This window comes from Streptomyces sp. NPDC044719 (assembly GCF_056433405.1).
This window is the reverse complement of the sequence record NZ_JBWKHE010000008.1, coordinates 371,906-394,618: the sequence shown is the minus strand read 5'-3', so window position 1 is coordinate 394,618 and position 22,713 is coordinate 371,906. Positions and strand designations below refer to the sequence as shown.

The 22,713-nt window shown below is 71.2% G+C and carries 24 protein-coding genes; 10 read left to right on the top strand and 14 right to left on the bottom strand.

What is annotated here, in order from left to right; genetic code table 11:
• Window positions 1-188 precede the first annotated feature (188 nt).
• The 9 genes from AC07DF_RS31230 to AC07DF_RS31190 form a co-directional block, all read right to left on the bottom strand.
• Window positions 189-1,067 carry a hypothetical protein gene (locus AC07DF_RS31230; RefSeq protein WP_478978860.1) on the bottom strand — a complete coding sequence of 293 codons (879 nt, stop codon included), beginning with the start codon at window positions 1,065-1,067 and terminating at the stop codon, window positions 189-191.
• Window positions 1,055-1,786 carry an RNA polymerase sigma factor gene (locus AC07DF_RS31225; RefSeq protein WP_478978857.1) on the bottom strand — a complete coding sequence of 244 codons (732 nt, stop codon included), beginning with the start codon at window positions 1,784-1,786 and terminating at the stop codon, window positions 1,055-1,057. The genes AC07DF_RS31230 and AC07DF_RS31225 overlap by 13 nt, the downstream gene beginning before the upstream one ends.
• 308 nt (window positions 1,787-2,094) lie before the next feature.
• A complete protein-coding gene (locus tag AC07DF_RS31220; protein WP_478978854.1) occupies window positions 2,095-3,483 on the bottom strand; it encodes an LCP family protein in 1,389 nt (462 codons plus the stop codon).
• Between the two features lie 19 nt (window positions 3,484-3,502).
• Window positions 3,503-5,605: a bifunctional polysaccharide deacetylase/glycosyltransferase family 2 protein gene (locus AC07DF_RS31215; protein ID WP_478978851.1), complete on the bottom strand. Its 2,103-nt coding sequence runs from the start codon at window positions 5,603-5,605 to the stop codon at window positions 3,503-3,505.
• A 592-nt stretch (window positions 5,606-6,197) separates the two neighbouring features.
• Window positions 6,198-8,285 (bottom strand): MMPL family transporter, encoded by a 2,088-nt coding sequence (locus AC07DF_RS31210; RefSeq protein ID WP_478978848.1) that lies wholly within the window; start codon window positions 8,283-8,285, stop codon window positions 6,198-6,200.
• A gap of 202 nt (window positions 8,286-8,487) precedes the next feature.
• Window positions 8,488-8,802 carry a hypothetical protein gene (locus AC07DF_RS31205; protein ID WP_478978845.1) on the bottom strand — a complete coding sequence of 105 codons (315 nt, stop codon included), beginning with the start codon at window positions 8,800-8,802 and terminating at the stop codon, window positions 8,488-8,490.
• Window positions 8,799-9,155: an ArsR/SmtB family transcription factor gene (locus tag AC07DF_RS31200; RefSeq protein ID WP_478978842.1), complete on the bottom strand. Its 357-nt coding sequence runs from the start codon at window positions 9,153-9,155 to the stop codon at window positions 8,799-8,801. Before AC07DF_RS31200 ends, AC07DF_RS31205 begins: the two co-directional genes overlap by 4 nt.
• Window positions 9,156-9,281: 126 nt before the next feature.
• Entirely contained in the window at window positions 9,282-9,785 is a 504-nt protein-coding gene (locus tag AC07DF_RS31195; RefSeq protein ID WP_478978839.1) for a CinA family protein, read from the bottom strand.
• Between the two features lie 249 nt (window positions 9,786-10,034).
• Window positions 10,035-10,265, bottom strand: coding sequence for a hypothetical protein (locus AC07DF_RS31190; protein WP_478978836.1), 231 nt, complete (start codon window positions 10,263-10,265; stop codon window positions 10,035-10,037).
• A gap of 25 nt (window positions 10,266-10,290) precedes the next feature.
• Between AC07DF_RS31190 and AC07DF_RS31185 the strand changes: the two genes are divergently transcribed.
• Complete coding sequence (locus AC07DF_RS31185) at window positions 10,291-10,953, top strand: helix-turn-helix transcriptional regulator (protein ID WP_478978833.1); 663 nt, start codon at window positions 10,291-10,293, stop codon at window positions 10,951-10,953.
• Here AC07DF_RS31185 and AC07DF_RS31180 read toward each other — a convergent pair.
• Window positions 10,915-11,238, bottom strand: coding sequence for a DUF2255 family protein (locus tag AC07DF_RS31180; RefSeq protein ID WP_478978830.1), 324 nt, complete (start codon window positions 11,236-11,238; stop codon window positions 10,915-10,917). The two genes, AC07DF_RS31185 and AC07DF_RS31180, sit on opposite strands and share 39 nt — an antisense overlap.
• An 88-nt stretch (window positions 11,239-11,326) precedes the next feature.
• On the bottom strand, window positions 11,327-11,854 hold the full coding sequence (locus AC07DF_RS31175; protein ID WP_478978828.1) for a DUF4232 domain-containing protein: 528 nt from the start codon (window positions 11,852-11,854) through the stop codon (window positions 11,327-11,329).
• 224 nt (window positions 11,855-12,078) lie between these two features.
• Here AC07DF_RS31175 and AC07DF_RS31170 point away from each other — a divergent pair, with 224 nt between their 5' ends.
• Window positions 12,079-12,897, top strand: a complete 819-nt coding sequence (locus AC07DF_RS31170) for a hypothetical protein (protein ID WP_478978825.1) — start codon at window positions 12,079-12,081, stop codon at window positions 12,895-12,897.
• Window positions 12,898-12,974: 77 nt separating this feature from the next.
• On the opposite strand, the gene AC07DF_RS31165 is transcribed toward AC07DF_RS31170, so the two are convergent.
• Window positions 12,975-13,694, bottom strand: a complete 720-nt coding sequence (locus AC07DF_RS31165) for an ABC transporter permease (RefSeq protein ID WP_478978822.1) — start codon at window positions 13,692-13,694, stop codon at window positions 12,975-12,977.
• Between the two features lie 57 nt (window positions 13,695-13,751).
• Complete coding sequence (locus AC07DF_RS31160) at window positions 13,752-14,636, bottom strand: ABC transporter ATP-binding protein (RefSeq protein WP_478978819.1); 885 nt, start codon at window positions 14,634-14,636, stop codon at window positions 13,752-13,754.
• Between the two features lie 166 nt (window positions 14,637-14,802).
• Here AC07DF_RS31160 and AC07DF_RS31155 point away from each other — a divergent pair, with 166 nt between their 5' ends.
• From AC07DF_RS31155 to AC07DF_RS31120, 8 genes are all read left to right on the top strand, one after another.
• Window positions 14,803-15,021: a hypothetical protein gene (locus AC07DF_RS31155; RefSeq protein ID WP_478978816.1), complete on the top strand. Its 219-nt coding sequence runs from the start codon at window positions 14,803-14,805 to the stop codon at window positions 15,019-15,021.
• A gap of 56 nt (window positions 15,022-15,077) precedes the next feature.
• Window positions 15,078-16,133: a sensor histidine kinase gene (locus AC07DF_RS31150; protein WP_478978813.1), complete on the top strand. Its 1,056-nt coding sequence runs from the start codon at window positions 15,078-15,080 to the stop codon at window positions 16,131-16,133.
• Complete coding sequence (locus tag AC07DF_RS31145; protein ID WP_478978810.1) at window positions 16,130-16,732, top strand: response regulator; 603 nt, start codon at window positions 16,130-16,132, stop codon at window positions 16,730-16,732. Before AC07DF_RS31150 ends, AC07DF_RS31145 begins: the two co-directional genes overlap by 4 nt.
• Window positions 16,733-16,860: 128 nt before the next feature.
• On the top strand, window positions 16,861-17,463 hold the full coding sequence (locus AC07DF_RS31140) for a hypothetical protein (protein ID WP_478978807.1): 603 nt from the start codon (window positions 16,861-16,863) through the stop codon (window positions 17,461-17,463).
• Window positions 17,464-17,706: 243 nt separating this feature from the next.
• A complete protein-coding gene (locus AC07DF_RS31135) occupies window positions 17,707-18,375 on the top strand; it encodes a DsbA family protein (RefSeq protein WP_478978804.1) in 669 nt (222 codons plus the stop codon).
• A 38-nt stretch (window positions 18,376-18,413) separates the two neighbouring features.
• Window positions 18,414-18,824 (top strand): hypothetical protein, encoded by a 411-nt coding sequence (locus AC07DF_RS31130; RefSeq protein WP_478978801.1) that lies wholly within the window; start codon window positions 18,414-18,416, stop codon window positions 18,822-18,824.
• A 103-nt stretch (window positions 18,825-18,927) separates the two neighbouring features.
• Window positions 18,928-19,581 (top strand): DUF3105 domain-containing protein, encoded by a 654-nt coding sequence (locus tag AC07DF_RS31125; RefSeq protein ID WP_478978798.1) that lies wholly within the window; start codon window positions 18,928-18,930, stop codon window positions 19,579-19,581.
• Between the two features lie 283 nt (window positions 19,582-19,864).
• A complete protein-coding gene (locus AC07DF_RS31120; RefSeq protein WP_478978795.1) occupies window positions 19,865-21,139 on the top strand; it encodes a phosphatase PAP2 family protein in 1,275 nt (424 codons plus the stop codon).
• 82 nt (window positions 21,140-21,221) lie between these two features.
• Here the strand turns inward: AC07DF_RS31120 and AC07DF_RS31115 are convergent, their stop codons facing one another.
• Window positions 21,222-22,652, bottom strand: coding sequence for an SMI1/KNR4 family protein (locus AC07DF_RS31115; RefSeq protein ID WP_478978792.1), 1,431 nt, complete (start codon window positions 22,650-22,652; stop codon window positions 21,222-21,224).
• Between the last annotated feature and the right edge of the window lie 61 nt (window positions 22,653-22,713).

Here is a 22,713-nt window from a genome sequence, read left to right as displayed (position 1 = left end):
ACCTCCGGGCTCGCAAGGAGTAACTCATCACGCCTCATCCACATCGCTGGCATCGGCTGAACTCAATTCCTTCACTACTTACACATCGGATGAGGCGCCGCATTCGTCACAGGGCATGCCGACGGCCCTCGCCACGGCGTGGTTGCTGCGGTGATGCGCCGGCCCGGCCGGCGAAGGGGTGCAGGGGGCTACTCGCCCTTGCCGCCGCCCGCCCGGCCGCTGCCGGTGTTCTCCTTGCCCGACGTACCTGCGTTCCCCGCCGAGCCCGCGCCCGTACCTGAGCCGGCACCCGTCCCCGAGTCCGCGCCCGTACCTGAGCCGGCACCCGCTCCCGAGCCGGCGCCCGCCCCGGAACCGGCGCCCGCTCCTGAGCCCGTGCCCGTTCCCGAGCCGGCGTCCGCGCCGCCCTCGCCGGGGTCGTTCGTCTTGTGGGATCCGTTCGGCGCGGCCGACGCGCGCGCCAGTCGTTCGGCGCAGTACGCGTCGACCTCGCCCTCGCCGCCGGCCGCCGCGACGAGCCGCTTCCAGGCCGTCGCGTCGAGGGCCTTGCCGCGGTCCTTGACCTGCTCGTAGGCCCGGCAGTGGGCCTCGGTGTCCCGGGCGGAGGACGAGCCGTCCCGGTGGCCCGGGCTGCCGGACGGAGTCGGCGAGGCCGTGCCGCCCGCCCCTGCGGAGGCGGCCACGGAGGGGCGCGCGGTCCGCTGCCCGGCGCCGGGCGTGGACGTATCGACCGAACCGATGGCGGCGACCGCCACCCCGCCCAGCGCGATGCTGGTGAACGCGGCGGCGAACACCGTCTTCACCGGGCGCCCGGCCCTCCGCTCGGCGGCCGGACGCCAGTCGTCCCGGCTCCGGGTGCGCGCCCGGGGCGTCCCGGCGTCAACGGCGGTCCGGAAGGCGGCCACGGCCCGCTGCTCGGCCTCCGGGCCGGGATCACCCGTGAGCAGGGCGGCGGCCAGGGCCGTCGGCAGCTCGGTCCCGTCCCGCAGGACCCACGGGCCGGGCACGGCCTCGCCGGGATGCACACGTCGACGGCCCGTGACTCCGTCGCGGCTCAGATCACCCATGTCCGTTGTCCGTTCCTGCCCGTTCCATTGGAAGTGTCCGGGATGCCGGGTGTCACCGGACCGCCCGTCCACTGGCGCCGTCGTGACTCATGTCGACTCTCCAGCGTCGGGGATGTCGCATCCGTCACACCCTCTTCCGTTTCCCGCCCGGCGCCCAGCTGGCGGGCGAGACGTTTCAGCCCCCGGTAGGTGGCGGTACGCACCGCACCGGGGCGCTTGCCGAGGACACGCGCGGCAGCGGGGCCGTCCAGGCCGACGATGACGCGCAGGAGCACGGCCTCCGCCTGGTCCCGCGGCAGCCCGCGCACCAGGTCCAGGGCCCGCTCGGTGGAGAGGGACTCCAGGGCCTGCTCATGGGTGCTGTGCGGGCCGGGCAGGTCCAGGACGTCCTGCTCGATCGCCCCCGCCCTGGGGCGCACGCTCCGGCGACGCAGATGGTCCAGGGCCCGATGCCGGGCGATGGTCGCCGTCCAGCCGCGGAAACCGGGCCCGTCGCCCTTGAACCGTCCGAGGTCCCGCGCGATCTGCAGCCAGGCGTCGGACGCCACGTCCTCCGCGTCCTCGCCGATGAGTCCGCGCAGATAGCCGAGCAGGCCCGGCTGCACGATCCGGTAGAGCACCGTGAACGCGGCCTCGTCACCGTCCTGGGCCCGTGCGACGGCCGCGCCCAGTTCCTCGTCGAGGACGTGTGTGTGGCGGGATTGCCGTTCCTGACCCAAGACCGTCCTCGTTCGCGCCGGGTTCATTGCCAGTGCCGCCCGACGCGCCCCGTTCGCTTCGACAGCCCCATGATGACCAGCGTCCGATCCCGCGGAAGTGTCACCATGCGTCACTCGGGTGACGTTCCGCACCTGCAGTGCGCTGGGTGGGTACAGCGTCCGCGCCGGGCGGTCCGGCGGCGTCGATCCGTCCCCACAGCTCTCTCCGTGCCGCTCCTGACTCCCCCCGGGAGTGGGGCGGAGAGGGACGGGGCGGCCGGGTTCCGTCCACTGCGCGGGGCCCGGCCGCCCACAGCCCTCCTGGCCGGTCAGCCCTTCTCCTGGGCGCTCACGGGCCGGTCGGTCCGCAACTCTCCGAAGAGCTTTTGTGCCTTCGCCCCGTCCCACTTCAGGGCGCTCCCGCCGGCCGCGCGGAAGCCGGGCGAGACCACGGGGACGGTGAGCTGCCTGCCCTCGCCTCCCGAGACGCTCCGCATCGCCCGCAGCAGCGAGAGCAGCCTCGGCAGTTCCATGTGCTTGTCCACGACGAGGGTGTCCAGCCCCGCGCCCAGGGCGGGATACGTACGGAACGGGTCGAGCACGACGCCGGGCGCAGCGGCCCTTGCGGCCAGGGCGGAGAGGAACTTGCGCTGGTTCCTGGAGCGTCCCAGGTCACCGTCCGCCTCCTGGTGCCGCTGGCGGACGAACGCCAGGGCCTGGGCGCCGGTCAGGTCGTGACAGCCCTTCCTCAGCTTCAGTCCCGACTTGGGGTCGTCGATGTTCCGGTCCACGCACATCTCCACACCGCCCACCGCGTCCACGACGCCGACGAACCCCGCGAAGCCGATCTCCGCGTAGTGGTCGATGCGCAGGCCCGTGTTCCGCTCGACGGTCCGCGCCAGCATCCTGGGCCCGCCGAGTGCGTAGGCCGCGTTCAGCTTGTTCTTCGCCGCCCGGTGGAACTTGCCGGTGTCCGGGTCGGTGTACGACGGGATGGTCACCCAGGAGTCGCGCGGCAGGCTCACCATCGTGGCCCCGTGCGCGCCGGTGTGCAGGATCATCATCGAGTCGGTGCGGCTGCCTCCGGCCGTGCCGGTGTGCAGCTCCTTCCTGGCCTGCTCGGACAGACCGTCCCGGCCGTCCGAGCCCACGATGAGGTAGTTCGTGCCCTTTCCCTGCGCCGGGCGGTCCGTGCCCCCGCCCAGATCGACCGATCTGTCGAGCTCGAAGTCGGCCCAGGCGTATGTGCCCGCGCCGGTGAGGACCAGGGCGCAGAGCAGTACCGCCAGCAGGCGCACGACCCGCCGGAACCGGCCGGGCCGCATCCGAGGGGGGCGGGTGCTGGTGCTATGTCCGCCGCGGGCGGCACCGGCACCGGTACCGGGCGCGGGGCCGGGGCCCGGCTCATCGACTGGAGGACCGTCGTACGGAATCGGTGCCGGTGCCGGTGTCGGTACCGGAGTCGGTGCCGGAGCCGGGGCGTCGTATGAGTACGGCCCGAGGCCTGCGGTGTCGTGGCCGTCGTACGGGTACGGCCCGACGATGTATCCCTCGTACGGCCGGACGGGCGTCGGGTCGTAAGGCCGGACGGGTGCCGGAGGTGGAGGCGGCCCCGTGCCGTTCTGCCACACCCGGCCCGTGACCGCCCGGGATGCCGGGGTCTCCCCGTCCTCGTTCCGCCGGCCGGTGCCGGGCCACATGCCCGGTCCGTCACTCATGGGGTGAACCATCCCTCCATCACCTCGATGACAGCTGTCGTTCGGCGACCGGCTGCTGGAGCTGCTGGGCGGCAGCCGTGCCGGAACGCTGCATGCGGTGCCACTTCAGCCGGGTGCCGAGCAGGAAGGCGACCACGGACTGGATGACCACCAGGTACATCAACTGCCGGTAGACGAAGAGCTGCAACGGCATCGACCACAGTGCCCGCAGCCGCTCGCCGTCGAGTCTCAACGCGTAACCGGCACACATCAGCTGGACCAGCAGGAAGGCGAGCCATACGCCCGCCGCCCGCGCGGGGTCGGCGAAGAGCGCCCCGTACACCGCGAAGAGGTCGACCACCGGCGCCAGCAGCGGCAGGACCACCTGGAAGACCGTCAGGTAGCTCAGCCCGCGGCGGGCGAAACGTCCGGCCGCGCCCACTTCGACGACGGCCCGGCGGTGTTTCCACATCGCCTGCAGCGTGCCGTAGCACCAGCGGTAGCGCTGCCGCCACAACTGCCGCAGGGACGTGGGTACCTCGGTCCAGGCGACGGCCGACTCCTCGTAGACCACCCGCCAGCCGGCCCGCCACAGGGCCATCGTCAGGTCGGTGTCCTCGGCGAGGGTGTCCTCGCTGACCCCGCCGACGCCCATGAGGGCGTCCCGGCGGAAGGCCCCGATGGCGCCCGGGACGGTCGGCATGCACTCCAGCACCTCGAACATGCGCCGGTCGAGGTTGAAGCCGAAGACGTACTCCAGGTGCTGCCATCTGCCGAGCAGACCGCGGCGGTTGCCGACCTTGGTGTTGCCGCTGACGGCGCCGACGGCCGGGTGCGCGAGCGGCTGGACGAGCCGGTACACGGCGTCCGGCTCGAAGACGGTGTCGGCGTCGACCATCACCACGATGTCGTACCGGGCGTGGGCCAGGCCGGTGTTGAGCGCGGCCGCCTTGCCCGAGTTGGGCTGCCGGATCACGCGCACCCGGGGGTCGTTGATCCAGGTGGCGAGGTCCGCCGTCTCGTCCGTCGAGCCGTCGTCGATCACGATGATCTCGAGGTACTGATGTGTGGACGCCAGCAGGGAGCGGACGGTGGACTCGATGCCGGCCGCTTCGTTGTACGCGGGCACCAGCACCGTCACGGGGGCGTTGACCTCTCGCAGCCAGGGCGCGCCGGGGCGCAGGCGGGTGAGGCGCCGGACATGGGTGCGGGCGAAGAAGGCCAGCGACAGCAGCCGCAGCAGGCCCAGTGTTCCGGCCACGCCCAGCACCCAGATCATGATGTGCGTGAAGGCGTTCCCGGCCTGCACGGTCCAGTTCAGGGCCTTGCCCTGCCATCGTTCGGCGGTGGGCACCGGGGAGTCGGCGGGTGGCATGCCGACCGCGTCGGTCACGGTGGTGAACCGGTCGGCGTGCGGGTGGTCGAGCAGCTGCTTCGTCTCGTCGTAGGCGAGTTCCGTCTGGCTGAACTGCCGGATCAGGCCGCGTGCCGGGTCACGGGTCGGGCGGTCGGCGGCGACCAGCGCGTAGCCCTCGTCGGAGGCCTTCCGGGCGGCCTGCCACTCGGCGCCGCACAGGGTGTCCACCTCGGTGGTCATCGGCATCCGCAGCAGGTCGGTGCGGATGCCGGCCGTGCCCGCGAGGGTCTTCTGGGTGAGGCCCAGTTCCATTGCGAAGCGGACGCGCGAGGAGGAACCGAGGTCGGCTCCCGTGTAGGTGCTGGAGCCGATCTCGTGGCCCTCGGCGAGGATCCGCCGGACGAGATCCGGGTGGCGTGCCGCCTGGGCGCCGAACACGAAGAACGTGGCGTGGGCGTGGTGCTCGCGCAGCAGGTCCAGCAGGCGTGGCGTCCACTCGGGGTCGGGGCCGCCGTCGAAGGTGAGGGCGACGGTGCGCGGGGGCGCGGCGGCGGAGGACACCTTGTCGTCCCCGTCGATGCCGCGCAGGACAGGGCCGCTGTTGTCCACGGCCTTGGGCACGGGTTCGGTGCACGGGCGGCGCGTCTTGGCGGCGTCCACCTCGTGGACGGTCCAGCCCTCGAAGAGCAGGATGACGAAGACGACGGACAGGGTCAGGGCGAGCAGCCGCCAGTGTCCGCGGGGGTCGCGGGAACGGGCGTGCCGACGATGTGCCGAGCGCCTCACGCAGCCGTCCCGGATATGGCGTTCATCACAGCGCCATCAGGGCCTGTCGCGGGGCCGCCTCTCCGTCTGACCGTGCGGACGACGGTTTCGGCCATACGGCACACCCTTTTCACATGCGGGGCGACGCCGTCGAGGCCTGATGAACGTTGAAGCGTTTTCTGATGGTTTGTCTTTGGGGCGAGCTCCTGCATGGGCGGCGAGTGTAGTCACAACAGAAGCCTCGGATGTGCCGCAAACAAGCAGAACATCGCACGGATCGGAATGTGTGACACTCGGCACCGCCGCTGCGCTGGAGTGATGGGGTGCGGTGGAGTGTGTCTTCACATTCGCCCGCGCCGAAACGGGTTTCCCGGCGCCCGCGACCCCCTCCTTGTTGCTGTTTTTCAGCCACCTGATGGGTGTCGGCGGCCCCCTGGGCGTGCCGATTCAGTGGCGTCCGCGCCGAGGGGCGAGATGAGCGGGTCGTCGATCCGACGGCGTTGGCGTGGTGCAGGAAGAAGACCTCGTCCACTGATGGACTTGCAGTCGCAGGCGCCCGACCCGTCTGTTCGGCGGCTCCTCCCGTCTTCCGTCAGGAGGAGCCGCCGGGGGCTCACGCCACGTTGTGGGAGAGGGGGGTCTCGGAGGTGGTTCGTGTGGTGGGGAGGGTGTGGAAGAGGCGGCCCGGCCACCAGAACCAGCGGCCCAGGTCGAGGGCGAGGGCGGGGACCAGGATCGTGCGGACGAGGAAGGTGTCCAGGAGGACGCCGATGCCGACCAGGACGCCCAGCTGGGCCATCGTCACCAGCGGCAGGCCGGCGAAGATCGCGAAGGTCGCGGCCAGGACGATGCCCGCCGAGGTGATGACGCCGCCGGTGCTGGTCAGGCCCTCCAGGACGCCGTGGTGGTGGCCCAGCTTCCCGGTCTCCTCCTTCACCCGGTGCATCAGGAAGATGTTGTAGTCGATGCCGAGGGCCACCAGGAACACGAAGCCCATCAGCGGGATCGACCAGTCGACGCCCGCGAAGTCCAGGACGTGTTCGAAGAGGAGATTCGAGGCGCCGAGGGCCGCTGCGTACGACAGCACGACCGTGGCCAGGAGCAGAAGCGGGGCGATCAGGGCCCGCAGCAGAAGGATCAGGACGCCCAGGACGACGAGGAGCACGATCGGAACGACCGTCGTCAGGTCGCGGCCGGCGGCCCGCTGGGTGTCGAGGGCCTCCGCGGTCGTACCACCGACCAGAGCGTTCATCGGGTGTACCGCGTCGCGCAGGGCGTCGATCGTGTCCTTGGCGGCCCGGCTGTCCGGGGCGTCCTTCAAGACCACCGAGAGCGTGGTGAGTTCGCCGCCCGGCGTGCGGGCGGTCTCGTTCTCGACCCGGGCCACGCCGGCCACCGAGGACGCTGCCGCCCTGACCTCGGCGGTGCGGTCGGTGCGCGTGACGATGTCCGCCGGGTCGGAGGCGCCCGACGGGTAGTGCGCCGAGATCCTCTCCTGGGCCACGACCGACTCGGGCTTGTCCTGGAACATCTCCGCCTGTGTCAGGCCCATGTTGACGCCCACCGCGCTCAGCGTGAGCACGCCGGTGACGGCGACCGACGCCAGCCATGACCAGCGGGGACGCAGGGCTACGGAGGACCCGACCCGGGACCAGATGGTGCGCGGCTTGCGGACGGGCGTGCCGTGGTGCGGCACGAAGGGCCAGAACACCCAGCGGCCCGTGATGACGAGCAGCGCCGGAAGCACGGTGACCATGGCGAGGAAGCCGCAGACGACGCCCACCGCGCCCACCAGCCCCAGCGAACGGGAAGAGTTGATGTCGGCGAACGCCAGGCAGGACAGGCCGACGGCGATGGTGGCGGCGGAGGCCAGGATCGCCGGTCCGGAGCGGCGCAGCGCGATCCGCATCGCCTCGTGACGGTCCTCGTGGCGGTGCAGTTCCTCGCGGTACCGGGCGATGAGGAGCAGGGCGTAATCCGTGCCGACGCCGAAGACGAGGACCATGAGCACGCCCGCGCTCTGCGGATCGACCGGAAGCCCGGCGTGCTTGGCCAGCAGGTACGTGACCACCTGGGTGAGGACCGCCGCGAAGCCCACCGCCACCAGGGGCAGCAGCCACAGGACCGGGCTGCGGTACGTGAGCAGCAGGAGGACGGCCACCACCAGGCCGGTGGCCAGCAGCAGAGTCGTGTCGAGGCCGTCGAAGACCGCCACCGAGTCGGCGAGTGAGCCGGCGGGGCCGCCGACCTCGACGTCCACGCCGGGCGGGGCGTTGGCGCCGGCCACCGCACGCAGCTCGTCGACCTTGTCCGTGATGCCGTCCTCGCCGTCCAGCGGGACGATCGTCATCAGGGCCTTGCCGTCCTCGGACGGGATCGGCCGCGAGACCTCCTGACCGTCGGGGACGTACCGGGCGAAGCCGTCGCGGTCTGTCGTCGCGGCGGCTTCCGCCCCGTCGCCGGTGTACACGACGACGGCCGGCATCACCGTGTCCGTACGGAACTTCTCCAGCTCCGTGTTGACCAGCGCGGACTCCGCGCCGCGCGGCAGGAAGGCGTTGGGCCCGGATTCCTCGACGTCGCCGAGCTTGCCGGCCAGCGGGCCCAGGGCGACCGCCAGGATCAGCCAGGCCGCCAGGGCCAGCCACTTGCCGCGGCGCCCGGCGGGCGCGCGGGCGACGTGCTGGAGCAGCGCACGCATGAGTAGTCTCCTTACGGTAGGGAGCGCGCCGCCGGTCGTTCGACGACCGGCACCAGGGCGCATGGGACCCGCACCACGGCGCTTTCGGGTGTGACGACCTGCCGTGGCGTACGGGTGGTGTGTCCGAAGGGTGTGTTCTTCCGCTGTACGGCCGGGAGTTGCCGCTCCCGGCCGTACGCCTCTCTCGGTGCGCCTCGGGGCGCTACTCGATCTCGCGCATCATCTTCTCCATCGAGGACACCGACAGCCGGGTCTGCGTCAGCTCGTCGAGGGTCTGCCGCTGTCCCTCGATCGTGCGGCGCTGCAGTTCCACGGTGTCCTCGAGGAGCTGGGCGTACTTGGCCGCGAGGTCCTTGTACTGCTGCTCGCGCGCGGCCAGCATCCGGGCCCGCCAGGTGGCGGCGGCCTGCCAGACGATCACGATCAGCAGAGTGAAGAGCCCGCCCGCGGCCACGGCCCCGACCAGCGCGTTCACGGCGTCGGCGCTGTCGGCGAGCGTCACCTGTTCCCCATTCACTTCGCTTCCTCTTTCTCGGCCTCGGTCTTCTCGGACTCGCTGAGCGACGCGGACGCCCGGGCGATGACGCCGGGGGTCAACTCGTAGAAGAACGGCGTGACATCGAAGTACTTCATCGCCTTGCCGTCCTCCGAGAGTTCGAGCGTGCCGACGACCAGCCCGGCCGCCTCCAGCCGCTGGAGGTGCATGTGCAGCAGTGGACGGCTCATCCCGATCTCGCGCGCCAGCGCGCTGACGTAGTTCCGGCTCTCCAGCAGCGCCGCGACGATCCGCAAGCGGTGCGGGTTGCCCAGGGCGGAGAGCACCTTCAGCAACTCGTCGCCCGTCGGTGCCGGAGGCGGGACCTCGGGCATCGCGCCCCTTTCCGTCGTACCTGTCAGAAAAGGCTGACAGCGCCCTCTGATACCTGTCAAAGATTTCTGACACATATCGGGGGCGGATGGGGGACAGATGGGGGAGGTCTGGGGGGTGTCTCAGGGTTACGTCAGGGGTGGTGTGTCGTGGTGCCGGTCCAGGTGGTCGGCGAGCAGGGTCAGTGCCCGCTCCACGGCCTGGCGGCGCACCTCGTCGCGGGTCGAGCCGGTGCTTCTGAACTCGTGGCTGACCGTGCGCTCCCCGTCGGAGACGCCGATGTAGACGAGTCCCACGGGCTTGCCGTCCTGGCCGGTGGGGCCGGCGACGCCGGTGGTCGAGACTCCGAGGGAACTGCCGAACAACTCCCGTACGCCGCGCGCCATCTGCTCGGCCGTCGCAGGGCTCACCGGGCCGTCGGAGGCGAGGGTCGTCTCGGCGACGGAGAGGATCGTCGCCTTGGAATCCGTCGCGTATGTGATCGCGCCCCCGCGGTAGTAGTCCGACGCGCCGGGGGTGCCGGTGATCGTCGCGCCGAGCATGCCGCCGGTGAGGGATTCCGCCGTGCTGACGGACAGACCGCCGGCGCGGAGCAGCGAACCGAGCCGTGCCGCGATGTCCTGCAGTGTCACAAAGACTCCTCCGTTGCGGGCCGCGCCGGGTGCTCGTCGCCGCGCGTGCTCATTGAACCAGCCGAAGAGGGAGGTTCCGCTCTCCTCTGTCTCCTCTGTGTCACGCAGGAGGTCGTCGATCTGCTGGTGTTCGTACCTTGCAGACGGGGAGGTGGTGGCGCTTGTGCGGCGATTCCTCTGCCCATGGGTCGGCCCCGGGGATCTTCATGAGATCCCCGGGGCTCGAGTACTCCCGGGCGAGAGACGCGTCTAGCGGCCCAGGTCGTTGATGTTCACCGGGAGGAGGCTGGTGAGCGGGTTGAGGGCCTTGGTGGCTTTGCTGAAGATGTTGTCCCCGCTCGTGCTTACGGCAGTGCTGCTGGAGTGGTCCCTGGTCTGCTCGCCCTTGTCGCCGGGGTCGGCGGCGTGGGCTGTGCTGGCAGTGGTCAGGGCGGCTCCTGCGAGTGCCAGGGCAGCGAGCGTGCGTCGCGTGTTGGTCATGCACTGCTGAACGAACCAGGACCGAATGCGTAACTCGCCCAAAACGGCGCTACTCCGCTGTTTCCTTCAGGCGGTCGAGTACGGCGCCGTCGGCACGGCGCGCCTTGCCCTGCCCGAGCTGGTGGAGGCGGCCGTGCGGTGCGGCGAGACCGAGGCCGCCGCCGCGGCTCTCGCCTCCCTCCAAGAGCGCACCCGGGCGGGCGGGCACGCCTGGGGTCTCGGCGTCGAGGCCGGTGCGCGGGCGCTGGTGACCGGGGACGAGTCCGCCTACCAGGAGGCGATCGGCCTCCTCGACGGCAGCGCGCTGGTCGTCTACCGCGCCCGGGCACAACTGCTGTACGGGGAGTGGCTGCGCCGTCAGGGCCGACGGCGTGACGCCCGGGCGGCGTTGCGCCCTGCCCATGAGTCGCTGTCCGGCCTCGGCATGGAGGCGTTCGCCGAGCGGGCGGCCGGCGAGTTGCGCGCCACGGGCGAGCAGGCCCGCAGCCGTACGTCGACGGCGTCGGATCAGCTGACGATGCAGGAGGTGCACATCGCGCGTCTGGTCGCCGACGGCGCCACCTCCAAGGAGGTGGCGGCGAAGCTGTTCCTCAGCCCGCGGACGGTCGACGCGCATCTGCGCAACATCTTCCGCAAGCTCGGGCTCACCTCACGCAGGCAACTGCGGGACCTGCCCGGCCTTCGCTAGCCGCATGGTGGTGACCGCGGCCTCGGGTCCGTTCATGGACTCCACAGGGCCGGGCCAGACCGGCCCGTACTTGGCACGGTAGGCGGCGGAGACGCGCCCGACGAGCTCGGGGTCGTCCACCGGCCGGAGGGTGACGGGCAGCCGGACCCCGGCCGCCTCCACCTCCGTGTCCGCGTGCCGCAGGACCCGGCGGTACCAGACACTGCGCCGCCCGAACGCCGAGCGGACGTACGCCTCTCCGTCGAGCACCACCACCCAGACCGCCGCGTCCGCGTCGGTGGTCATCACCTGGACACCCCCGGCCGACGGTGCGTACGCCGGCCGGGGGTGCGGTCTTGTCATGAGGGCGCGGCGGAGGCGCCCGGTGTGCGTGTCAGCCGGAGAACGGGACGGCGTCGGCCGGGTCGGCGTGCCAGTTGGTGGCGACGGGCCTGTCGACCAGGGCGGTGTCGGGGAGGTCGAGGCTGATGGAGTTGGCCTCGTCGCCCGCGACGGACAGGTGGATCCGCTCGAACTCCTTGCCGTAGTCGTTGTTGGTGGTCTTGGGGTTGATGCCGGCGTAGGCCCGGGTGGAGCCGGAGAGGACGACGTCCTCGCTGACGGCGTGCTCGGCCGGTGCCACCTCGGTGTCGGCGGCTGAGCCGAACGACGCGGAGGGGAAGACACCCTTCAGGGAGCAGGTGACGCCCGGCTTGGCCTTGGCGGTGAGGAGGTAGTAGCCACCCGCCTGCGTCTCCGTGGTGATCTTGAAGGTCAGGTCCTTGGTGACGCAGGCCCGCGCGGTGCTGCCTCGGCTGTCGGCGGCGGCAGCGGCGGTCGCGGTCGCGGTGGCGGTGAGGGCCACCACCGCGACGGCGGCCAGGGCGAGGCGGGCGGGGCGGGCGGCAAAGCGCGAACGCATCGAGATCTCCATCGTGCGGAAGTTGGGTCGTCCAGCGGGCTGCTGGGACGACCGCAGCTTGTTCCGCGATCCGTCCCGCCCGCCACAGGCGGCGGTGATTGTGGGACGCCGGAACGCTGGAACAGGGTCTGACCAGCACAGATGCCGGTGGCCTGGAACGGGGTGCTGGGACGGGGGAGACCACACCGGCCGGCCCAGCCGTGCGACTCTGGAATGCTGGGCCCATGGCGGAGGGGGAACCGGGGGCAGCCGGGGCGCGGAGCGAGGCTCGCCGACGGAGGTACACGGCCGCGGCTGTCACGGCGATCGCGGTCGTGGCAGCGGTCGTCCATCTGGTGTGGCCGCACATCGAGTTGGACGCGGTGACGGTGACGCTGCTGGTGATCGCCGTGGTCCCCTGGCTGGGCGGGATCTTCGACAGCATCACCCTTCCCGGCGGCGCGGGCGTGCAGTTCCGGCAGCTGACCGCGCGGATGGAGGAGACCGAGGCGGTCACAGCCCGCCTGGAACGGGCGGTGGAAGGAGCCGCCGACACCTCCCAGGTCGCCCTGACCGCCGCACAGGACCGCACCTCCGGCGAGCAGAAGACCGATCCGGTGGAGATGGTCGACGGCCTGGCCGCCGACTACCTGGCCCTGCGCCGGAACCTGCCCGCCGGCCAGGAGCGCACGCGCCTGATGCAGCAGGTGTTCGGAGAACTGGTCCGTGAGACCGGGCGTCTCACCGACCCGCCGCTGGCCTCCTGGCTGGAGTCGGAGAACGGCGGACTGCGGCTCGCCGCCTACACCCGCCTCTTCCTCGATCCGGACCCCCGCTGTCTGGACGCACTGCTCGACGCGGTCCTGAAGGACGACTTCGCCTTCAACGTCAGCCGGGGCATCCGCGCCCTGGAGAACATCATCGACGTCATCGGCCCGGAGCAGGTCGGTATCGGAGTGGTCCACCGGCTCCGCACGTACTTCGGGGAGCTGCCGGAGGGAAACCGCAAGAAGCATCTACGGCGCCTGCTGGACCGCTTCCCCTGGCCGACACCAACAGCCTGAGGCCTCACCCCGACCGAGCCCTGCCCCCGGTTCGGTTTGCGCCCCCCGTCCGAGCCCTGCCCGCCCCCCGTTCCCGCTCACCGGCGCGGCTCCCAGCGGAACATGCGGGACGCCAGCGCGATGGCGACGGCGACCCAGCCCAGTGTGGGCGCCAGCAGGGGCAGCGAGTCCGCCACGGGGACTCCGCCGTTCCAGGCGTTGAGGACCAGCTCCGTGGCCGAGCCGCCGGGGAGCAGCCGCTTGAGCAGGGTGAGTTCCTCGGTGCCGCTGATCCCCACCCAGCTGGCGACGGCGATGGTGCCGAGGCTGACCGGCAGTGTCGTCACCTGGGCGTGCTCGGGGGAGTTCGTCAGTCCGGCGGTGGCCAGTCCCAGGCCGAGCATCATGACGACCGTGGAGAGGACCGCCGCCGCCAGGAGGGGAACATCGGCCGGTCCGCCGGCGACCGAGGCCAGCACGGCGAGGATCGCGACCACCTGGAGCAGCGCCAGGACGGTGACCGGCAGCATCAGGCCGGAGAGGATGCCGGCGTCGCCCGCCGGGGTGGAACGCAGCCGCTTGAGGAAGAGGTTCTGACGGCGCGAGGCCAGAGTCGTCACCGTGGTCGTGTAGAGCCCGAACGCCCCCACGGTGAACACCACCACCGCCGCGATGTAGCCGAGGCTGCCCAGGTCCGCGAAGACCTCGTGCCGGCGGATGAAGAACGCGCTGACCGCCGTGGGCATGATGAAACTGGTGACCAGCACCAGCCGGTTCCGGAAGATCTGGATCAGCTCGCCGAGAGCGATTGAGAGCATGGTGAAAGGCCTCTTCCTGGGAGGTTCCGAAGGGGGGCTGATGGTGTGTGCGAGCGGCTAGTCGTCGCCGATGGCGCGGAAGACGTCGTCGAGCCGGGTCGGCCCGGCTTCCAGTTCCCCCAGCTCCAGCCCGCTCGCGTGCGCCCAGTCGAGCAGGGCGTAGAGAGTCTCCTGAAGGCCGAACGTCTCGACGAGGAACCGTCCGTCACTCCCACGCGAGGCCCGCAGCGGCAGCGCCGGTGCGGTGGCCGGGAGGGAGAAGCGGATGACGGCCGGCAGGGTCCGCGTCAGTTCGGCGACGGTCCCCTCCTGGTGGAAGGCGCCCTTGTGCATGAGCCCGATGCGATCGGCGCGGGCCTGGGCCTCCTCCAGGTAGTGCGTGGTGAGCACGATGGTGGAACCGTCCTCGCGCAGCTTGTCCACGGCGTCCCACAGGGCGTCCCGGGACTGGATGTCCAAGCCGGTGGTGGGCTCGTCGAGGAAGATCAGCTCAGGCTTCCCGTACACCGCCGTTGCGAAGTCAAGACGTCGCTTCTCACCGCCGGAGAGCTGCGACACCTTGGTGCCCGCCTTGTGCGTGAGGCCGACGAGGTCGAGGACGCGTTCGACCCTGTCTTCGCGCCGGGAGAGCGTTCCGATCATCCGGACGGATTCCTTCACCGTCAGGTCCGGGGAGAACCCGCTCTCCTGGAGCATGATGCCCATCCTGGGCCGAACGGACCGCCGGTCGCGGGGGCTCTGCCCGAAGACCCGCACGGTTCCCGAGGTGGCCGCGCGGTGTCCTTCGACGGTCTCCAGGGTCGAGGTCTTGCCGGCCCCGTTCGTGCCGAGCAGCGCGTAGAGCTCCCCCTTCCGCACCTGGAACGACAGGTCCTTCACGGCGTGGAAGTCGCCGTAGCTGAGGTTGAGGCGTTCAACGTCGATGACTGGTGTCGAGGTCATGCGTCGATCTCAGCCGTCGTCACGCTCGTCCGGCAGTGCCGTGGCGTCATCGCCGCGGGGTGACATCCAGGGGGGGTGAACCCATGACACGGTGTCACTGGTGCCGCCCCTGACCAGGCAGAACACTACGAGGGACACTCTGCTGTTCGACCCCGGAGCGCCGTACATGGACACCAGACCCCTGCGCATACTGCTGACGGCCAACACGGCCGTCTTCCTCCTGGTCTGCGCGGTCTTCTTCGCCCACCACCTCGGCGCCGGTCTCTACCCTGACGACATGGAGTCCTGGCTCGAGAACAACCAGTGGCTGATGTGGACGGCCGCGGCCCTCACCGCGGCGAGCGCCCCGGCGATCCCGGTCCTCAGCGTGCGGACTCGGCGGTGAGGCCACCGGACCGTGAGGGAACACGGGAACGGCTGCGCCGGCTGAACGTCAGGACGATGGTCACGGTGACCGTCTCCTCGGGGGCACTGCTGGTGGCCGTCGATGCCCGGACGTGGTGGGACGCCGTCATCCTGAGCCTGGGCGTGGCCGCGGCGCTGGTCGCCTCCGCGCGGTGGACGGCGAGCGGCATTCCCCGGGTCGTCCTGCCGTGCCTGATCGTCACCGCGCTGGTGTGGATCGCCGGGGTGCTGGTGGTGGGCGGCCATACGGCGTTCTACGGCATCTCCGTCCTGGGCCCCCTGTACGCGCCCAAGCTGCCGCGCCACCGCATCCTGGCCGCCGTCGGGCTGATCGTCTTCGTCGCCGCCGTGGGCGCGGCCCGGCTGCTGGTCGCGCCGGCGGATGTGGCGGAGGTCCTGATCCTCTACGTCCTCATCCCGGTGGGCGTCACGGTCGTGGTGACCGGCAGCATGTTCGCCGGGCAGGTCTTCTACGACCTCGTCGAGGAGTTGGAGCAGTCTCGGGAACGCGAAGCGGAGCTGGCCGTCGTCCGGGAGCGCGTGCGCTTCGCCAGTGATCTGCACGACATCCAGGGCCACACGCTGCACGTGGTGAAGCTGAAGATCGCGCTGGCCGAGAAGCTGGTGCGCAGTGACATCGGGCGGGTGGAGGAGGAACTGCGGGAGGTGCGCGCCCTGGTCGGCGACACCATCACCCAGACCAAGGAGCTGGCGTACGCACAGCGGCGGCTCAATCTGTCCGTGGAACTGGAGAACGCGAAGAACCTCTTCGAAGCCGCGGGCATCCGTGTGCGGGTCGACCGTGAGGCCGACGTCGACGAGCGGGTCAACGAACTGCTCGGCCAGGTCCTGCGGGAGACGACGACCAACATCCTGCGCCACGCGCAAGCCACACAGGTGCGGATCACCCTCGCGGAGTCGGGCATCACCATCGTCAACGACGGCGCGGGGACGGCTCCCCTCTCCGGGCTCAGCGGACTGTCCACCCTCAGGGAGCGCGTGGGCGACAACGGAGGTGAGCTGACGGTGGAGCGGACGGACGGGCGCTTCCTCACGGCCGCGGCCTTTTCGTACGGGAGGACCGGCCGATGACCACCGTGGTGCTCGCCGACGACGAGGCGCTGCTCCGCAAGGCGCTGGCGGCGCTGCTGAGCCTCGAGGACGGGATCACCGTGCTCGCCGAGGCACAGGACGGCGAATCGGCGGTGCGGGCCACGCTCCAGCACCGGCCCGACGTGCTCGTCATCGATCTCGAGATGCCCGGGGTGGACGGACTGGGAGCTGTCGCGGAGATCCGCCGCGCCCGGCCGGAGCAGGTGATCCTCATGCTGACCCGCCATGCCAGGCCCGGAGTGCTCCGCAGGGCCCTGAAACTGGGCGTCCAGGGCTTCGTCAGCAAGTCGGCGGAACCCGCCCACATCACGGCGGTCATCAACACGCTGCACGCCGGCAAGCGCTGGATCGACCCGGACGTCTCCGCGCTCGCCGTCGTCGACGACTGTCCCCTCACCGACCGGGAGATCGACGTACTGCGCGTCACCCGCGACGGCTATCCCGTCGCCGACATCGCCGCCCGCCTCCACCTGGCGGAGGGCACCGTACGCAACTACCTCTCGAACGCCATGCAGAAGACCCAGACCCGGACCCGGCACGAAGCGGCGCGCTACGCGTGGGAGCACGACTGGCTGTAGGGGCGGGCACCGCGGGAGCGCCGGCCGTCGCCCGGTACGCTGCCGAGGCACCTGCGGGGAACCGAGCCCTCGCAGCCTGACGCCCCCCGTCCGTCCGGTCCCGGACGGCTCCCGAAGGCCCGAACCTGATGCGACCGCACCGCCCGCGAGGAACCGCCTCCCCGGCGTCCGGTGTGCCGCGCGTGCTCAGGGCGGGTGTGCTCGCCGTGCTGTGTGTGCTGCTGCCGCTGGCCGGGCACGTGCTGGCGCAGTGCCACGCCCCTCGGTGGATCATCGTGGCCGGGACGGCCGCGGTGGCGGTGCCGGGCGCGACGGCGCTGACGCGGCGGAGACTGACGGACACCCAGGTGCTCGCGGTGCTCGCCGCCGCGCAACTGGCCTGTCACGCCGCGTACTCCCTGCCCGGCGGGTGTGCTCCGGTGACGCAGGCCGGTCACGCGGTCACGCTGCTGCTCGCCGCCCGTCTGCTGGGGCTCACCGAGCGGCTGCTGTGGCAGAGCGGGACGCTCTGGGCGGTCGTACGACGTCTGCTGCTGTTCCTGTGGCCGTTGCTGCTCGGCGGCCGCCACGGCAACGGCCCTCTGGTCCCGGTGCGCGAGAGCTCCGCCCCACCGGTGTCGGCGTTGCTGGTGCGGCTGAACGAGGGCAGGGCGCCCCCGCGTCACGGGCGCGGTCCGTTCGTCCCGCCCCTTCTCCGGCCGATGCCGATCGGTGGTCCCTGCCTGCCCTGACGGGCACGCGGCGGGTATTGCCGCCCGGTGGGCCGGGGTCCTGTCTCCCGGCGGCGATCACCACGATCATCCCGGCCGTCCGGCGGGTCCGCTCCGACCGGCGCGAAGCACGCCGCGTGGACCCGCGTCTCGACCGCGGTGACGGAAGCGACCGGCTCGCCGCTCCCGACGCCTGCCGGGCCGGCCCGCACGCCCGCGATGTGCGTCCCGCCGCTCCACCACGACCAATCCCACCGAGGAATCATGAAGAAGCTGTACAAGCACCTGATCATCGCCGCTGTCCTCGTGGCCGGTTTTGCGCTGGCCCTTGGCTCCTACCTGCTGCTGCGGCCCGACGAACCCGGCAGCGCCGGGGCGGACGTGCGGCCCGCCGCCGAGGCGCTGCCCGTCCGGGGCTCCAGCCACCGGCTGACCGAGCCGGAGCGGAGCGAGCTCACGATCGTCGAGTTCCTCGACTTCGAGTGCGAGGCGTGCGGGGCGTACTACCCGGTCGTGGAGCGGCTGCGTGAGGAGTACGGCGACAGGGTCACCTTCGTCGCCCGCTACTTCCCCATGCCAGGACACCGCAACGCCGAGCCGGCCGCACGCGCCGCCGAGGCCGCCGCCCGCCAGGGCAGGTTCGAGGCGATGTACACCAAGCTCTTCACCACGCAGAAGGAGTGGGGCGAGTCGCAGGAGTGGAAGGAGCCCGTCTTCCGCGGCTACGCGAAGGAACTCGGCCTGAACATGGAGAAGTTCGACGCCGACTTCGCCGATCCGGAGACGGCCGGACGGATTCAGGCCGACCAGCGCGACGGCCTCGGCCTGGGTGTCCAGGGCACCCCGACCTTTCTCGTCGACGGAACCAGGATCCAACCTCCCGCTTCCTACGAGGAGTTCAAGACGCTCATCGAGGACAGGCTCGGCGACTGACCGCCCCGCATTCCCAGAAAGCGCTTAACATCACCGTGATGACGAGCAGGACGCCGCTGACGCAGCGCAGATCCCGCGGAGCGTGGTGGACCACGTGGCCCCGGGTCCTCTGCCCTGTTCTCGCCGTCCTGCTCGCGACGGTGGTGGTGTGCCTGGGATACGCGGAACACGGCGCCGGCGACGGCCGGGCCGGGCATCACACCGTGGCGGCCGTGCATCACACCGTGGCGGCCGTGCATCTGGACGACTGCCCCGCCGGCGACGCGTGCTGCGCTCCGGCCGTACACCCGGCGGCGGGGGTGCTCGCGGCCCCCGTACAACCGATGCCGGCGCTGCTGCCCCGCATGCCGGACCTCCCCAGGTGGCACAGCGGCCCCGCGCTCCTCGCCCAGCCTCCTCCCGCGAGCGGCGCTCCCGACCTGCACGTCCTTCAGGTGCTGCGGACCTGAGCCGGATGCCATGACGCCGTGCGCCCACGCGCGGCGACCCGAGACATCCCTGCCCTCCCCGCAGCGACCGCCGTACGGCGCGAAGGAAGAAGGACACCCAGCCATGAGCAAGACCAGCAAAAAGGCCGCCGCCGTTTCCCGCAAGGCCCGGATCGAGGAGATGCGCCGCGCCGAAAAAGCCCGCGAGCGTCGCAACCGCGTCATCACCATCGCCCTCAGCGCGGTCATCGTCGCCGGGCTGGCCGGCTTCGGCGCCTACGCCCTGAACAAGGCGGACGAGAAGGACGAGCAGCAGGCCGCCGCCGCGAAGAAGCCCGTACGCGGCGAGAAGACGTGGGACGCGAAGAAGCTGGGCCGTAACCACGTCCAGGCAGCCGTCGACTACCCGATGAACCCGCCCGTCGGCGGCGACCACAACCAGGCCTGGATGACCTGCGACGGCACCGTCTACACCAAGGCCATAGGCAAGGAGAACGCCGTCCACTCCCTCGAACACGGGGCGGTCTGGGTGACGTACAACGACAAGGCGGCCGACGCCGACGTCAAGACGCTCGCCGACAAGGTCGCCAAGACTCCCTACACGCTGATGAGCCCGGTCGACGACCAGTCCGGGACGATCATGCTCTCGGCCTGGGGCTATCAGCTCACCGTGGACAAGGCATCGGACCCGCGAGTCGAGCAGTTCCTGACCAAGTACGTTCAGGGCTCGCAGACCCCCGAGCCGGGTGCCGCCTGCACGAACGGACTGACCCAGTAGGTGCGTGCGGCTCGAAGGAGATGGCGTGCCGAGCCGGTGTGCTTCTGCACGCCGTCCCCCTTACGGGCACGAGCGGCCCTGAGTCGGCTCGAATCACCCGCAATCCCGAGACTCATCCGCATCGCTCCGCTAGCATGTTCGAGCTTGTGATGAGCACCCATCGCCCTTCTTCACCGGAAAACAGACTAAAAAATTGATATCCATGGCATCGCGCTTGTTTGCGCGAATAGGCAGCAGAACGACGTTCGCCGCATGGCGTCAACCGCGTGTGCTGCTATGGGCCATGGCGGGGGTGATCACCCTCGGATTCCTCATCGTGCTGGAGATCGCCGCGCGTCGCTACGGCGTTCCGGGGCCGATCACCTGCCAGGTGCAAGAGGTGATACTCCCGCCCAAATCGGGCTGGCTGCTGTATGCCTGCCTGGCCATGGCGCTGGTGGTGCTCACCCGGCGGCAACGCTTCATCGCGGTCGGCATCGCGGTCGGCATCGACGCCGTCTTCCAGCTGGTGCGCTGGGCGATCGGCGCGCCCTTCCTGGCCGACGGACACCCTTTCGGCAATGGCGCGTTGTGGGTGATCCTGGGGATCGCGGTCATGGCCGTCACACGCCGCACCGGCCCGGAGCGCGTTCTGCTGCTGAAGGGTGTCGGGCTCGGCCTGCTGCTGGTGGCCGGCCGTAAGACCGGTGACACCTGGCTGCTCATCACGTCGAAGACCCGCCCGACGGTTCTCGACCAGTACCTGGCGTCCGCCGATCACGCGCTCGGCAACCCGTCGTGGCTGGTGGGCCGTATCGTCATGGCGACCGACCCGGTCGGCACCCTCCTGCTCGACGTCGTCTACGCGCAGCTCGCGGTGGGCGCGGTCGTCGTCGCGCTGTACCAGCTGCGCAACGTGGCGGCCGAGCGCCGCTTCCCGAAGCATCACCTGGTGCGCACGTTCCTGGTGATCGGCCTCCTCGGACCGGGCATCTACATGATCTTCCCGGTGGTCGGGCCGGTCTACGCCTACGGTGCCGACGGCGGGCACTGGGCCCTGGCCAACCTGTGGCCCGACCTGCCGCCGCCGATCGGCGCCCCGCAGTCGATGCCGTTCGACGGGATCACCCCGCGCAACTGCATGCCCAGTTTGCACACGGCGTGGGCCGTCGCGATCTACCTCCATTCCCGCCGGGGCCCGCGCCTGCTGCGCTACGGGGGCACGTTCTGGCTGATCGCCACGCTCACCGCGACGCTGGGCTTCGGCTACCACTACGGCGTGGACCTCGTCGCCGGCGTGGTGTTCACGCTCACCATCGAGGTGGCCCTGCGCGCACAGGCACGTGGCTGGGACCGGTCCGGAATCCAGCTGGTCACCTACGGCACGACGGTGTTCGCCGCGCTCCTGGTGTCGTACCGCTATCTGCCGGTGGAGATGGCCGCGCACCCTCAGGTGTTCGGGCCCCTCCTCATAGCGGCGATGGGCTCCGTGATCTACGGCTACATACGGACGACGCGGGTGTGGGAGCCCGCAGCCGCACCGGCGCCCAAGCCGGAACCCCAGCCCGAGATGGTCTGACCGCGGCGGTACAGGGCGGAGCCAAGACGCGCCGCCTGCAAGGCTCAGCGACACCGCCGACATCGCCGGACTCTCCCTGGTCTCACGGGACGGCGGGCACGAGGTCGGCGGCTAGTTCGTCCCGCCAGTGGAGGGAGATCCGCCGCTGGAGGACCGCCTCGGCGGCGACGGGCAACGGGAGCCGGAGGAAGGCCCGTAGCGCGTCGGCCGCGTCGCTTCGCGCGACCCATGCGGTGAGGTCGTCCTCGGACACGGGCCCGCCGTCGCCGCCGGACAGCAGCGCCCTGGTCGCGTGCACCTCCGCGGCCAGGGTCCGGATCCGCAGGGCCAGGGGATCATGCTGGTCGCAGTCGACCGGCAGACCGAGCCGGATCCGGTCGAGGGCCTCCGTCACCTCCGGGTGGGTGTCGAGGTGCGTCTCGGCCGCCAGCCGGGCCAGCTGGGCCGCGACGGCGGTGCGCAGCCGCCGGGGCGGGGTGCGCTCCACGAGCCCGGACAGGTCGAAGTCCCTTACGCACGCCTCGGGTTCACGCTCCGGCAGGTCGTCCAGGAGGGGCAGCACAAGAGCGCTGGTCAGCTCCTGCGGCCCCTCCGCGTCAGGGTCGTAGGCGATCCCGAACTCCCCTTCCAGGACGGCCAGGAAGCCGGTGTAGGCGGCGGTGGATCCGGGCCAGAGGTCCACACCGAGGCGCCGCGCCCACGGTCCGCCGACGTGGTTGCCCTCTCGTGGTGACATGACGCGCCGGGTTTCCTCCTCAGGGCACGGGATGCCGTCCTCCGCGAAGGTGAGAGCGACCTCGGGGCCCCGCCTGGTCAGGATCACCGCCCGTGTGCCGGCGGACAGGGCGCGCAGCACTTCGGGCCGGGCGAATTGCGCGGCGCCGCCCTCGATCGTGGCGTACGCCCATCCGTCGACGGCGCCCGCACGGACCAGCGGCCGGTGCGCGGCCCAGGCCGACCCCACCGCCCGCTGGGCCTGCCGGCGGTCGCGCGGCCGGACGGTGTCGGGAACAGCGCCCAGTCGGCGCAGCATCTCGCCCGGCGTCAGCCCCGCGCAGAACGCCACGTCCGGCTGGTCCGGGAGCGGCTCGGGACGCGGACGGCCGGTGCGGACGAAGAAGAGTCTCTGCGTCCCACTCTCGGCGACCGCCTGCGTGGGTGCCGGCCCCGCGCTTTCGGCCTGGTGCGGGAAGACCGGCCTGTGCGGGAAGGGCGGGTCCGACTCCGGCTCGGCGAGCCCGCCTGCGTGGCTCAGCGGGGAGACCGGGTCGGCGGGCACGGTTCTCTCCTCCTCCCACAGCAGCTTTCCGTCCACGGCGAGGGGGATCCGGCCCTGGAACGGGAGGCCGCCCTCCAGCGCATCCGCGAAGTCGGCCAGAACACGAGGCAGCGTGGAACTCCCGGCGATGCCCGGGGTGATGGGCAGCCCGTCCTCACGGTCGGTGAGGGGAGCGTGCCGGGTCAGCCAGGCGTCGATGCGGGCCCAGGACTCCTCGGCGGCGGGGATGCTCATGGCAGCGGACCCTACGCCGGGCCACTGACAGAGCCCCTGCCCCCTGCCGCGGCAGGGGCGT